At 69.4% G+C, this 12,731-nt stretch carries 10 protein-coding genes and 1 pseudogene; 3 read left to right on the forward strand and 8 right to left on the reverse strand.

Annotated elements, in window-relative coordinates; genetic code table 11:
- The 3 genes and pseudogenes from CV1CTNOD_RS24475 to CV1CTNOD_RS06240 form a co-directional block, all read right to left on the reverse strand.
- Positions 1 to 573 (reverse strand): annotated as a pseudogene (locus CV1CTNOD_RS24475) (hypothetical protein); the annotation flags it as partial.
- A complete protein-coding gene (locus CV1CTNOD_RS06235; RefSeq protein WP_131785210.1) occupies positions 485 to 901 on the reverse strand; it encodes a hypothetical protein in 417 nt (138 codons plus the stop codon). The gene CV1CTNOD_RS06235 and the pseudogene CV1CTNOD_RS24475, both read right to left, overlap by 89 nt.
- On the reverse strand, positions 834 to 1,556 hold the full coding sequence (locus CV1CTNOD_RS06240) for a hypothetical protein (protein ID WP_131785211.1): 723 nt from the start codon (positions 1,554 to 1,556) through the stop codon (positions 834 to 836). The genes CV1CTNOD_RS06235 and CV1CTNOD_RS06240 overlap by 68 nt, the downstream gene beginning before the upstream one ends.
- Positions 1,557 to 1,889: 333 nt before the next feature.
- Here CV1CTNOD_RS06240 and CV1CTNOD_RS25460 point away from each other — a divergent pair, with 333 nt between their 5' ends.
- Complete coding sequence (locus tag CV1CTNOD_RS25460) at positions 1,890 to 2,153, forward strand: hypothetical protein (protein ID WP_131785212.1); 264 nt, start codon at positions 1,890 to 1,892, stop codon at positions 2,151 to 2,153.
- On the opposite strand, the gene gnd is transcribed toward CV1CTNOD_RS25460, so the two are convergent.
- The 4 genes from gnd to CV1CTNOD_RS06265 all read right to left on the reverse strand — a co-directional run bounded on the left by gnd (position 2,129) and on the right by CV1CTNOD_RS06265 (position 8,384).
- Positions 2,129 to 3,148, reverse strand: a complete 1,020-nt coding sequence (gene gnd / locus CV1CTNOD_RS06250) for a phosphogluconate dehydrogenase (NAD(+)-dependent, decarboxylating) (RefSeq protein WP_131785213.1) — start codon at positions 3,146 to 3,148, stop codon at positions 2,129 to 2,131. The two genes, CV1CTNOD_RS25460 and gnd, sit on opposite strands and share 25 nt — an antisense overlap.
- Positions 3,149 to 3,435: 287 nt before the next feature.
- On the reverse strand, positions 3,436 to 4,350 hold the full coding sequence (locus CV1CTNOD_RS06255) for an acyl-ACP desaturase (RefSeq protein ID WP_131785214.1): 915 nt from the start codon (positions 4,348 to 4,350) through the stop codon (positions 3,436 to 3,438).
- 195 nt (positions 4,351 to 4,545) lie between these two features.
- Positions 4,546 to 5,808: an XRE family transcriptional regulator gene (locus CV1CTNOD_RS06260; RefSeq protein WP_131785215.1), complete on the reverse strand. Its 1,263-nt coding sequence runs from the start codon at positions 5,806 to 5,808 to the stop codon at positions 4,546 to 4,548.
- An 830-nt stretch (positions 5,809 to 6,638) separates the two neighbouring features.
- Positions 6,639 to 8,384, reverse strand: coding sequence for a glycerol-3-phosphate dehydrogenase/oxidase (locus CV1CTNOD_RS06265; RefSeq protein WP_131785216.1), 1,746 nt, complete (start codon positions 8,382 to 8,384; stop codon positions 6,639 to 6,641).
- Positions 8,385 to 8,681: 297 nt separating this feature from the next.
- On the opposite strand from CV1CTNOD_RS06265, the gene CV1CTNOD_RS06270 reads away from it, so the two are divergent.
- Both CV1CTNOD_RS06270 and CV1CTNOD_RS06275 read left to right on the forward strand, forming a co-directional pair.
- Positions 8,682 to 9,851: an acyl-CoA dehydrogenase family protein gene (locus tag CV1CTNOD_RS06270; RefSeq protein WP_131785217.1), complete on the forward strand. Its 1,170-nt coding sequence runs from the start codon at positions 8,682 to 8,684 to the stop codon at positions 9,849 to 9,851.
- Positions 9,852 to 9,882: 31 nt separating this feature from the next.
- The gene (locus tag CV1CTNOD_RS06275) at positions 9,883 to 11,019 is read left to right on the forward strand and encodes an acyl-CoA dehydrogenase family protein (RefSeq protein ID WP_131785218.1); all 1,137 of its coding nucleotides are present in this window, start codon (positions 9,883 to 9,885) and stop codon (positions 11,017 to 11,019) included.
- Between the two features lie 18 nt (positions 11,020 to 11,037).
- Here CV1CTNOD_RS06275 and CV1CTNOD_RS06280 read toward each other — a convergent pair whose 3' ends face one another.
- Positions 11,038 to 12,723, reverse strand: a complete 1,686-nt coding sequence (locus tag CV1CTNOD_RS06280) for a glycerol-3-phosphate dehydrogenase/oxidase (protein ID WP_131785219.1) — start codon at positions 12,721 to 12,723, stop codon at positions 11,038 to 11,040.
- Positions 12,724 to 12,731: the final 8 nt, after the last annotated feature.

The raw sequence follows: 12,731 nt of genomic DNA on the forward strand, positions 1-12,731 counted from the left end.
GCGGTAGACGAGTTTGATCAGTCGGTTGACTCCCTCGGCGGCGGCGTTGGACAGGCCGTGGGCCTTCGTCAACGCCTCGTGCAGACGTTGGCTCACCCGCACGTGGGCGCGCAACCGGGTGTCGGTGAGGTTGTGGTCGGACCCGGGCATGCGCGGCGGGATCACCTGGACGGTGTAGAGACCGGACTCCTCGGTCGGTCGCTGCCTGCGCTCCTCCACCTGGTTGTGCATGGCGACCGCGAGCACCGGCTGCTGGAAGACCAGGCTCGCGGAGGTGGGAGCGTCCGCGCCGGCACCGGTCGGTCCGGTGTCACCAGCGGGTCCGGTACTGCCGGCGGCCTCGACGGCGGTGCTGTGGCTGTCTGTGGTGCCGGTGGCGGTCACGGGGTTGCCGGCGAGCGCGACATAGCCGGTGCGCATCGGCTTGTGCTGGGCCTCCGGCTGGTCCGCACGCAGCCGGTTGAGCGCCCTCCTTTTACCCGAGTCACCCGAGCTCTTCGCCTGCTGGAACGCCAGCGGAACCGGGTCGAAGCGCTCTCCGGCAACTTCGGGAGTCGCCGCTGTGACGATCAACTCGCCGGAGGTCACCCCAGGGCAGCAGGGTCGTCCCGGGCAGCCGGTCGGCGCCGGTGAGCATGTTCCCGCTCACCCCGGTGGACGCGAGTACCGGCTGGTCCACGATGATCGTGAGATCCACCTCGGTCCAGTCCTCCGGTTCCGCCCGGGTGACCACAGCCGGTGCGTTCCCGTGGGTGCCCGATCGCGGTGGTAACACGGGTTTGTGCTGCTTTGTGACCGTGGTAAAGGCGTTCTGGAGAAGCCTGAGGCGGGTGCTACCCGCCTTCGCCAGTTCGATGGCGGCCTGGTCGACGTTGGCCGGGTCGACGGACGCGGACTTCAAGATCAGCACCTGGGCGGCACCGGCGCCGCGCCGCCGGTCCCCGCCAACCGCGTCGATGAGAGACGCCCCGATCAGCAGCAACGCCGTGGCCGCGCGCCGCTGCCTGCACGTCGTCCAGCGTCTGTGTACTCCTGGGGGCCACGGCGGGCAGGGGCACGGTGGCCGGCAGGCCGCTGTACCGGCAGATCGCGGCGAACGGCACCTGCGGGAAGCGCGCCGCAGCGGCGGGTCGGGCCGCCGTGTAGCCGGCCACCGCCGCATGGACGCGGCGCAGCAGCTCCCGCTGACCCCGGTCGGTGGCGAGGTCGTCGTGGGTGACCAGGACGAACGCCCCGTCGACGGCCAGGCCGGGCGCGTACTGCACCGCCTGGCTGGTCACCTCGGTGACCAGCGTGTGGGCGATCTGTTCGCTTCTGGCGGTATCGGTTTCGGTCACCAGCAGGACGACCTTGCCGGAAGCCGTTACCACCCTGACGACCTGCTTTGCCACCGTCGGAGCCGTCTGATCCGGGGTCTGATGGATCGTCTCGGTCGCGTCGTCTGCCCATTTACTGATCATCGTGGTCAGTTCGGACGCGCCGATGTTCTCGCGTTGTTTGTTCGTGCCGAAAATGAACGGCTGGTTCCCGGACGTCTCGATCAGCACAAGGTGCACCTGGCATTCCCCCGTTCGTTCGGTCCTCGCACCTTCTCGCCGCCGGCCGAGCGTGTGTCACCACAGCGTCGCCATGCGGTTTCAAACGGTGCAGGGCAGGCTAATCTACCGGTTTGGTGGCGATTCCTCGTCATCGGGTCATACCTGTGCATCCCGACGGGCGGGCGGGGTCAAGGTGGCCCCGTCCGCGAGGCATCAGTCCTTACGTCCTTGTCTGACGGACGACGGGCGGGACGACGGATGATCCGGTTCTCGCGTCCGCCTTCGGCGGCATGGGGGAGAGCACGGCGCAGGGAGGTCGTGGATGCCGGTATGTGGTTGAGAGGTCGGCATGTGGTTGAAACATCCACCGACTGGACCGGGCAATCATGCGAGGCCGGTATGCGGGAGAAGTCGGCGGAGTTCGCCGCCCGAGGGAGCCGCGTCCTACCTTCCGACCGCGGAAGCGTAGGTGGTTCCTGTTGTGGTGACGACGGTTTCCACCTACGGATCCGGGTGGGTCGGGGAGCGAGCCGGGCCGTGGGCCAGGCCGCCGGTCGGGCCGCCGGTCAGGTTGCCGGTCGGGCCGCTGGTCAGGTTGCCGGCTTCTCCGCGTGACCGCCGAACTGCTTGCGCATCGCGGACAGCAGCTTGTCCGCGAACAGGGCCTCGCCGCGTGAGCTGAACCGCTCGTACAGCGAGGCGGTGAGGACGTGGGCGGGTACGCCCTCCTCCACCGCGGCCAGCACCGTCCAGCGGCCCTCACCCGAGTCGGAGACCCGGCCGCTGAACGATTCCAGCTTCGGGTCCTCGACGAGCGCGGCCGCGGTCAGGTCCAGCAGCCAGGAACTGACCACGCTGCCGCGGCGCCACACCTCGGCCACCGCCGCGGTGTCGATGTCGTACTGGTAGTACTCCGGATGTGCGAGCGGGGTGGTCTCGGCGTCGTGCTCACCTGCGTGGTCCCGGCCGATGCCGGCCTTCTCCAGGATGGCCATGCCTTCGGCGAACGCGGCCATCATGCCGTACTCGATACCATTGTGGATCATCTTGACGAAATGCCCGGCGCCGTTTGGCCCGCAATGCAGATAACCCTTTTCCTCCCTGGTCGGTTCGCCGATACGCCCCGGTGTGCGCGGTGCCTGCCCGAACCCTGGGGCGATCGCGGCGAAGATCGGGTCAAGGTGTGACACCACGTCGCTCTCACCACCGATCATGAGGCAGAATCCGCGTTCCAGCCCGAAGACCCCGCCGGACGTGCCGATATCGACGTAGTGGATGCCCCGGCCGCCGAGCTCCTTTGCCCGGTCGACATCGTCACGGTAATAGGAGTTCCCTCCGTCGATGATGATGTCGCCGACGGTGAAGTGCTCGGCCAGCGCGAGCACGGTCTCACCGGTGATCCCGGCCGGGACCATCACCCAGGCGGCGCGGGGGGCGGAGAGTTTCGCCGCGAACTCGGCCAGCGTGGTGGCTCCGGTGGCACCCTCGGTCACCAGTTGCTGCACCGCGTCGGCGTTGACGTCGTAGACGACGCAGTCGTGGCCGTGGCGCATCAGCCGGCGCACGAGGTTGGCGCCCATCCGGCCAAGGCCGATCATCCCGAGCTGCACGAGGTCTCCTGTTGGTTGTTGTGCGGTGCGGTGCGGTGCGGTCGGAGGCCAACAGACCCTCGGTCATTGTCTCCCGGCACCGGGCTCGCCACCGCGTGACCGGTCGCCGGCCCGGTGCTCGTTGTGCCACATGCGGAGGCTCGTTGCGCCACCCATGGGCCCGATCGCAGCGTCACCAACAGGAGTTAATTCTGTGCGTCGAGTAGCGTCGAACGCGGCCGGAGAGGGCGAAGAAGCGGGGATCCCGAGCCGGAGAACACCCGCCCGGGCTCCCGCCGTTCAGGCTCTCAGGCGGAGGCGGCGGCCAGTGCCTTCTCGCGCTTCTCCTCGTATGTGCGGGCGAGGTCGTCCAGGGCCTTGAGATAGTGCCCGACGTTTTCGCGAGCCTGTTCGGCCTCCGCGTCCAGGCCGGTCAGCTCGAAGAACTTCCAGTGCCGGAGCAGCGGCGTGATCACGTCGTCGTGGTGGATGCGCAGGTCGTAGATGCCGGCCTTGGCCATCCGCTTGGCCTTGTTCTCGAAGTCGTCGATACCCGTTCCGGGCATCTGGAATGTCATGAGCTCCTCGGCGATGGCCTGTACCGTCGCGGACGGGGCGATCTCCAGCGCGGCGGTGACGAGGTTACGGTAGAAGATCATGTGGAGGTTCTCGTCCGCGGCGACCCGGGTGAGGAGCTTCTCGGCGACCGGGTCCTGAGTGAAACGCCCGGTGTTGCGGTGGCTGATCCGTGTGGCGAGTTCCTGGAACGACACGTAGGCGATGGTGCGCAGGGGCGTCTTGTCGCCGCTGTCGAACCCCTTCTCCATCTGGTGCATGCGGCCGCGTTCGAGGGCGACCGGGTCGATACCACGGGTGACCATCAGGTAGTCCCGCATCACGATGCTGTGACGTCCCTCCTCGGCCGTCCAGCGGTGCACCCAGGTACCCCACGCGCTGTCCCGACCGAAGATCGTGGCGATCTCACGGTGGTAGCTGGGGAGGTTGTCCTCGGTGAGCAGGTTGACCTCGAAGGCGATCTGGGCCACGTCGGACAGCCTGGACTGGCCCGGTTCCCATGGCAGGGCGTCGAAGTCACGACCCAGGCTCCACGGGACGTACTCGTGCGGCATCCACTCGGCGGCGAGGTCCAGGTGACGGTTGAGGTTGGCCGCGGCGACGGGCTCAAGTTCGTGCAGCAGGTTGATGTCTGGGGCGGATGTCATGACTGTCACCCTGGCAGGCCAACTGCGTGGCGGACTACGTCCGGCAGGTATGGACTCCGCCCCCGCAGCCTGTTCCCCGGGAACAAAAGCGCAGCCACCGGAGGGCCCAAGGTAATGCGATCATGCGCCTTCTCGGCGCCGGCCCATACATGATCGAAAACTGTCAGAGGGACGACGGGCGGGGACGACAGGCTGTCAGGAGGACGTGAGGGAGGACAGGCTTGCCAGGCCGAGCGCACCACGGGCGTGGTCGATCAGGCCGGCCGCCTCCGCGGAGTGTCCGGCCTGTTCGACCTCCTGACACAGGCGGGTGATGTCCCGGCGCGTCATGCCGGATTCGATCATCATGGCGTGGGCGATGGCCTCGTGGCCCAGGGCTACGGCCTTCTCGGCGTCGCCTGTCCGGACGTGGGCGACCCCCAGTCTGGTGAGGAACTCGATGCGGTCGCGAGGTACCTCCTCGTCGAACTCGTCGAGGTCGTCGAGGGCAGCCTCGAAGTGGGGTATCGCTTCGTCGGGGTTGCCGCCGGACAGCAGCGCCTCACCAGCGGAGAACGCAACGTCCTTGCGGCGTGCCCAGTACATGTAGGGAGGGTTGTCCTCGGGCCGGACCTCGTTGATCAACGTGTAGGCGAGTTCGGTCTCGGCGGTGGCATCCCTGCTGTTGCCCGCGCGGCTGTGGGCGACGGCCAGGTCGGCCGCGATCACAGCCCGTTCGATGGCGCTGAGCATGGAGCGGGCACCGGCCTGGGCGCGGTGCAGCAGGCTGACCGCGTCCGCGGGCTGCCCGTACCAGGTGACCTGTTCGGCCATACAGCGCAGGACGTTGGCACCGAGAGCGGGCGAGCCCGCCTCGTGGGCGGCGCGCAGCGCAACAAGCCAGCAACGCTGGGCCGCGCCGTACTGCCCGATGTCGTACATCGCCCACCCGGCCAGCCGCGCCAGCTCCGCCGCGACCGCGTAGAGGCGGGCCTGGTGGGTGTCGCTGTGGGTACCGACGCGCAGCAGGCGGACGGTGATCGCAAGTTCGGTGCGGGACAGGGCGTACACGTCGTTGCCGCCGAGGACGTCACTCATCCGCCGCAGGGCGTCGACCCGGTCCTCGAAACCGCGGACGAGCGGGTCGTCGACGAGCTGACCGGTGGGTACGGCCCCCTCGTGGCGCGCGCGTGCCGCCAGCCACCGTTCCGCGGCGGAGTCCAGGGATGGTCCCGACACCGGAAGGAAGCGGTGAGGCTGTCTGGCCCGGGTCATCTTCACGAGTTCCTGGGTGAGTCCGTCACCCGTCCACAGCAGGTCCAGGCCGGTGTTCGCAGGTGTGATCTGCTCCTGGACCGGCTGGCCGGCGTGCCTGCGGCCGGTGTCGGGGAGGTCGGTGGTGTTCCGGGTACGGCCGGCAGCTTCAGGCTGTCGGCGGGGTCCGTCCGGATCCCCTCCTGGATGTGCCTGCGTTGTCACGGCGGGTCTCTCCCGTCTCCGTACGGAACTACTGTCAATCGTAGCCGTGCGAATACAACGTCCCTTTGCGGGGGTGCTGTCCCTCTCAGGGGAGCCTGTTTGCAGATCTTCTGTCCGGCTTGTTGATCGAACGAAAGATCGGGAACGGCTCCAAGAATCCTGCGACTTGTTCTGGTCGGTGCGGGATCGGGGTGTTGGCTAGCCTGACGAACCCAGGGGCGTGTACCTCCCCGTGTCGGCAATGCGGGGGGCTGTGTTATAAGCGGCCGGTAGATGTTGCCCGACCCCGGGAGTGGTCAGGTTGTTCGCCCGTCCGTCGGTCGGCGTCGAGAGCGTACAGATATAGGCGGACCTCCAGAACGGGCAGACGTCGCGAGCCGATCCGGTGTTCTGCGAGCACAGGGTCCCACTACCCATGGAACTTACCACTCATGCCGCGTATGACCAGTGGTCATCCCCACTCGGGGGCGTCGTTCGGTCGGGACGTGGTTACGCGTTACCCCTGTGTTCACCCGGGCGAAATCAGTTTTTCGGCTCCCGGTCGGGGTGATTGGTCTTCTTGCGGAAGGTCCGTCCGTGGTCGCCCGACTCCTTCTTCGAGCTTGGTTTTTTCAGTGTTTTTCCCCTGTTTTTCTTCTATCGATACCGTCCCGACTCGCTGTCGTGACCTGCCTTGATAGCGTAGAGTGACTCTTTAATGTCTCTATGTCGTCAGATTGCGGTCCGGCTGGCAACGCCGTACGGCGTCCATTTCCTAGACGTTTCCCAGTCATTTCATGAACCATTTTCGGGCGCTTTCCGGACGCCTCGGCGCGCTTTTCTGCGGCCGGTCACCGACCTCGGCCGAGGGCTGGCTCGGACTGTGCGTGCCAGGACCGGCCGCCGGCCCGGACGTCCGGCGCGCCGAGGCGGGCCGCATCGGCGGTCCGGTCGTCGGCCTGCTGCTGGGACTCCCGCTCGGCCGCCACCCGCGCCCGGTAGTGCTCGATCTCGGCGGCAACGGCTCGCTGGTCCCAGCCCAGTTCGGGTGCGACGAGTTCGGCGACGTGTACGGCGGCCTCGAGCCCGCGGTCCCAGGTCTCGATCGAGATTCGGGTACGGCGGGTGAGCACATCGTCCAGGTGCAGTGCCCCCTCATGGGAGGCGGCGTACACGACCTCCGCCGCCAGGTAGGCGCCGGCCCCGCGTACCGGCCGTCCGAGCTCGGGCCGCTGCCCGACAAGGGCGAGGACCTCCTGCGTGAGGGTGCCGTAGCGCCCCAACAGGTGCTCGACCCAGGCCACGTGGATCCCGACGGACTGGGCGAGCGCCTCCCGCGCGTTCCACAGCGCAGGGTAGCCGTCTGCGCCGAGGAGGGGAATCCGATCGGTGCAGGACGGCGGTACGTGACGGTTCATCCCGTGCACGGCCGAGTCGACCGCGTCCCTGGCCATCACCCGGTACGTGGTGTACTTCCCGCCGGCCACCATGGTCAGGCCGGACAGCGGCGAGACCACCGCGTGTTCCCGGGACAGGTGGGAGGAGTCCTCCGACTCCCCCGACAGCAGCGGCCGCAGCCCCGCATAGACACCGGTGATGTCGTCGGTGGTCAGCGGCGTGCGCAGCACCCTGTTGAGGCGCGTGAGGAGGTAGTCGATGTCGGCGCTGCTGGCAGCCGGGTGGGCGAGGTCGAGGTTCCAGTCCGTGTCGGTCGTCCCGACGATCCAGTGACTGCCCCAGGGGATCACGAACAGCACGCTGGTCTCGGTGCGCAGGATCAGTCCGGTGGTGGAGTGGATCCGGTCCCGCGGCACCACCAGATGGATGCCCTTGGAGACACGGACCGACAGCTGGCCGCGTCCACCGGCCATCGCCTGGATGTCGTCGGTCCACACACCCGCGGCATTGATGGTCTGGCGGGCGCGGACGTCGATCTGCCCGCCGCCTTCGAGGTCGTGGACACGCACCCCCGTGACCCGGTCGCCCTCGCGCAGCAGGCCCGTCACCCGGGCGCTGGTGGCGATCAGCGCGCCGTAGTGGGCGGCGGTCCGGGCGACGAACATCGTGTGCCGGGCGTCGTCGACCTGGGCGTCCCAGTACTGGATCGCGCCCACCAGGGCGTCCGGGCGCAGCGCGGGGACGGCACGCAGCGCGGCCCGCCTGGTCAGGTGACGGTGGTGCGGTACCTCCCGGCGGCCGCCGAGGGTGTCGTAGAGCACCATCCCGCTGCCGACGTAGGCGCGTTCCCACGCCCGGTGGGTGAGCGGGAACAGGAACGGAACCGGGTGGACGAGGTGTGGGCAGAGCGTGTTCAGCAGCAGCGCACGCTCCCGCAGCGCCTCACCGACCAGCGCCATGTTGAGCTGTTCGAGGTAGCGCAGCCCGCCGTGGATCAGTTTGCTGGACCGGCTGGACGTGCCGGCCGCGAGGTCACGGGCTTCGAGCAGTGCCACGGACAGCCCCCGGGTCGCCGCGTCGAGCGCGACGCCGGCACCGGTGACGCCGCCACCGATGACGACGACGTCGACGACGTCGGACTCCATCTGGCGCAGGGCGTCACCGCGGGTGGTGGGATTCAGCCGTGCCGGAACGATCATCGTGTTCCCCGTCCCCGGAGCGTGGAGGCCAGACGTGGCGCGGACAGGTCACATCGTGCCCGCCGCCAACAAGGTCCGCATGGTAGCTTGCTCAAGGTAATCGGCGGCCCAGGGCAATGATGCGTGCCGGGGCCTGTCCGGTGAATCTTCGATCGCGCGGATCGGCGGCCGGACGACCAGGCCACCCCACTGCGACCAAAGACCACCCCCACCCCACTGCCTTGTCGTCTCCACTGCCTTGTCATCGCCGACAGGCTCCCCTGTCGGCTCCTCCTCCGCCCTGCGGGAGGCTGCCTGATGGACCTCAGCTTCACCCCCGACGAGGAGCGGTTCCGCACCCAGCTGCGGGCCTGGCTCGCCGACAACGTCCCGCGGCAGTGGCGGTCGCCGTCGTTCTGGTCCACCGTCAGCGAGGCGGAGGCGTTCGAGCTGCGCAGGGACTGGGAGCGCGTCCGCTACCGTGCCGGCTTCGCCGGTATCTCCCTGCCCCGGGAGTACGGCGGCCGCGGCGGGACGCCGGGCATGCAGGCGATCCACGACGAGGAGACCGCGCGCGCCCGCGTGCCCCACTCGGTCAACCAGATCGGCTTGACCTTCCTCGTGCCCACCGTCATGGCGATCGGGACCGACGAGCAGAAGCGGGACATCATCCTCCCGATGCTGCGCAACGACGTCATCTGGTGCCAGGGCTTCTCCGAACCCGGCGCGGGCTCGGACCTCGCGGCCCTGCGCACCGTCGGCGTACTCGACGGTGACGAGTTCGTCGTCACCGGCCAGAAGGTCTGGACGACCAACGCCGCGCACGGAGACAAGATCTTCACTCTCGTCCGGACGGAACCCGGCTCGAAGCGGCACCACGGCATCTCCATGCTGCTGATCGACATGCACCAGGACGGGGTCGAGGCCCGGCCGCTGCGCCAGATGAGCGGCGCGAGCGAGTTCGGCGAGGTCTTCTTCACCAACGCCCGGGTGAAGGTCACCGACTGCCTCGGCGGCGTCGGCAACGGCTGGTCCACGGCGATGCTGCTGCTGTCGTTCGAACGCGGCGCCTCCGGTCTGGCCCAGTACACGGCGTTCCGCAGCCAGTTCGACGAGATCGTGGCAGCGGCCGGCGCCGAGCAGATCGACGACCCGGTCCTGCGCCAGCGGCTCGCCCGCCGGATCGTTGACCTCGAATGCCTGCGGTACCACGCCATGCACGTGCTCACCCAGGTCGAGAAGGGCGGGGAGCTCGGAGCCGAGTCGTCGCTGACCAAGCTCCAGTGGTCCCAGACGCATCAACAGCTGTGGGAGACCTTCGACGACCTGCTCGGCCCGGAGGCCACCCTGGCCCGGCCGCGTCCCGACGCGGACATGCGTTCCATGCACCGTGAGGCGATGTGGTCACGTTCGGTTACCATCTGGGGTGGATCCTCCCAGGTGCAGCGCACCATCGTCGCCGAGCGCGTCCTCGGCCTTCCCCGATAGCCTTCGACAACCTTCAGCCGGACGGGCCATCATGTACTTTGCGCTGACCGAGGAGCAGCAGGCTCTCGGCGACACTGTCCGTGACTACCTTGCGGACCGGTTCGGCCTGAAGGCCGTCCGGGCGGTCTTCGAGGACTCCGGCGGTGACGGCCACCCCGCCGAGCTGTGGAAGGCCGCGGGGGAACAGGGCTGGCTGGCCGTGCTCGTTCCCAAGGCCCACGACGGGCTCGGCCTCGGTCTGGTGGACGCTCAGGTGGTCGCCCGCGCCTTCGGTGCGGGTGTCGTCCCCGGGCCGTGGCTGCCCACGCTGCTCGCGGGGGAGGCCGTCCGCCTCGCCGGATCGGACGGGCACAAGCGCGCCCTGCTGCCCCGTATCGCCACCGGTGACCTGGTGGCCACGGTGGCGCTGCGCGGCCCCTCCGGTCGTTACGACTCCTCGGGCGTGCGCGTCGCCGCCGATGCGGCGGGTCGGCTCACGGGGTCCGCGCTGCCCGTCGAATATGCCGAGGTCGCGCAGACCGTCGTCGTGGCCGCCACCGAGACACCCGGGGACGTCGGGCTGTACCTGGTGGATCCGCGCTCGCCGGGTGTCACCGTGTCCGGGCTGGACAGCTACGACGGCACGGTGCGGACGGCGTCGGTGCTCCTCGACGCGGTGAGCGCGCAGCGGTTGCCGGGGTCGTCGACCGCCGTCTTCGCCGATCTGCTCGACCGGGCCGCCGTACTCACCGCCGCCGACCTCGTCGGTCTTGCCCGCGAGGCGCTCGTCCGCACCGTCGCCTACGACCGCGACCGCGTGCAGTTCGGCCGGCCGGTCGGTTCCTTCCAGGCGCTCAAGCACCATCTCGCCGACCTGCACCTGGCCGTGACCATGGCCGGGCACGCGGTGCTGTATGCGGCTCACGCGCTGGACGTCGGGCTTGCCGACCGCCGGCTCGCGGTCGCCGTGGCCAAGAGCAAGGCCGGCGACACCGCCCGGGAGGTGACCGGGACGATGATCCAATATCACGGGGGGATCGGCTACACCTGGGAGCACGAGGCCCACTTCTTCTACAAGCGGGCCAAGCGCGAGGTCTACAGCTACGGAGACCCGGTTCAGCACCGTGAGCGGGTCGCGGCCCTTACCATCGGCGCGCCGGCCGCGCTGTCCGCGCCGCCTTTGTTCTAGTTTTGTTCCTATTTTGTCCTAGTTGTCGGCCGCGAGGATCTCCTGTACCAGGGCCTCGGCGGCTGGAAGCGCCGCCCGGCGGTCGGCCGGTACCAGACCGATGCGGGTACGGCGGTCGAGCAGGTCGTCGGCGTCCAGGGCGCCCTCGTGCCGCAGCGCGAACAGCAGCTCCGCGCCGGTCACTTCGACGCCGGCGCACAGTGGCACGAGCAGCCCGGGATCGCCCCGGGCACCCTCGATCACCGCGGGAGCCTCGGTGCCGTAGCGGGCGACGAGCCTGGCCGGAGCGTCCACCGTGGCGAGCCTCGACCAGTCGGCCGCGCCGACCAGCGGCAGGTGCCGGGTACGGCACGGGCCCGCGTCCAGACCACCGGTCCGTACCAACGTGTCCACGGTGTCGGCGGCCATCCGCCGGTAGGTCGTGAGCTTGCCTCCGACAACGGTGACCATGCCGCCGGGCGAGGTGATGACCGCATGGCGCCGGGACAGGTCCGCGGTGCGCCCGGCTCTGCCGGCCAGCAGCGGCCGCAACCCGGCGAAGGCCCCCAGCACGTCGTCCCGGCCGACCGGCACCGCGAGAACGCTCGACAGCACGTCCAGCAGGTAGTCCAACTCGGCGGTGGTCGGCACCGGCACGTCGGCGACGGCGTCGACCGGTTCGTCGGTGATCCCGACGTAGACGTGACCGTCCGGCTGGGGCAACGCGAACACGTACCGGTTACGCTCGCCGGGCACCGGGATGATGATCGCCGTCCGCAGGCCGTGGAAGACGGCGTCCGCCACGACGAGATGGGTTCCGCGGCTGGGGCGCAGGTGTACATCACCGCACAGTTCGCCGACCCACACCCCGGTGGCGTTCACCACGCTGCGGGATTTCAGCGTCACCGACGAGTTGTTCATGGTGTCGACGGCGATGGCACCGCTGCCGTCAGCCTCCCGCACCCGGCAGCGGGTGATGATGCGTGCGCCGTGCCGGGCTGCCGTCCGGGCGATCGCCACGACCAGGCGCGCGTCGTCGACGAGCTGACCGTCCCAGGTGAGCAGCCCACCGCGCAGTCCGGCCGCACGCAGCGCCGGCACCATGTGCCGGGTCTCGACGGCGGTCAGCCGCCGCGGCCCCGGCAGCACCGTCCGCGGGGTACCGGCGCTGCGGCGGAGCAGGTCGGCGACATGCAGACCGGCGTTGGCGGCAAGCGCGGCGGTGGCGGGGAAACCGGTCACCAGCGGGAGCACCATCGGCAGCGGCCGCACCAGGTGGGGCGCGGTGGTGCCCAGCAGGATGGCCCGTTCCCGGGCGCTCTCGCGGGCCAGCGCGAGGTCGCCGCCGGCGAGATAGCGCAACCCGCCGTGGACGAGTTTGGAGCTCCAGCGGCTGGTACCGAAGGCCAGGTCGTGGGCTTCCACAAGAGCCACGGACAGCCCGCGGCTGGCCGCGTCCAGGGCTACCCCGGCGCCGGTCACCCCGCCGCCGATCACGAGGACGTCGACCACGGCACCGTCGGCGAGCTCGGTGAGATCCCGCTCGCGCTGCCGCCTGTTCAACGACGCCGTCCGGGACGCGTTCCGGTGCGGTGAGGTGACCTGGGACGGCGAGGCAGCCCGGAACGGCGAGGCAGCCCGGAACGGCGACGCCGTCCGGCCAGGGGATGCGGGTTGTCGGTGGGACAGCGCATCCGGCGTGTCACGATGACGCTGTGACGACATCTGCCACA

The sequence above is a fragment of the Protofrankia symbiont of Coriaria ruscifolia genome (genome assembly GCF_900634745.1).
GTDB classification, from domain to species: Bacteria; Actinomycetota; Actinomycetes; order Frankiales; family Frankiaceae; genus Protofrankia; species Protofrankia californiensis.

Bases quoted from the DNA above. Each gene is read 5' to 3' on its own strand.
- CV1CTNOD_RS06280 (WP_131785219.1), bottom strand. From the start codon at position 12,723: ATGTCGTCACAGCGTCATCGTGACACGCCGGATGCGCTGTCCCACCGA.
- CV1CTNOD_RS06275 (WP_131785218.1), top strand. From the start codon at position 9,883: ATGTACTTTGCGCTGACCGAGGAGCAGCAGGCTCTCGGCGACACTGTC.
- CV1CTNOD_RS06265 (WP_131785216.1), bottom strand. From the start codon at position 8,384: ATGATCGTTCCGGCACGGCTGAATCCCACCACCCGCGGTGACGCCCTG.
- CV1CTNOD_RS06255 (WP_131785214.1), bottom strand. From the start codon at position 4,350: ATGACATCCGCCCCAGACATCAACCTGCTGCACGAACTTGAGCCCGTC.
- CV1CTNOD_RS06270 (WP_131785217.1), top strand. From the start codon at position 8,682: ATGGACCTCAGCTTCACCCCCGACGAGGAGCGGTTCCGCACCCAGCTG.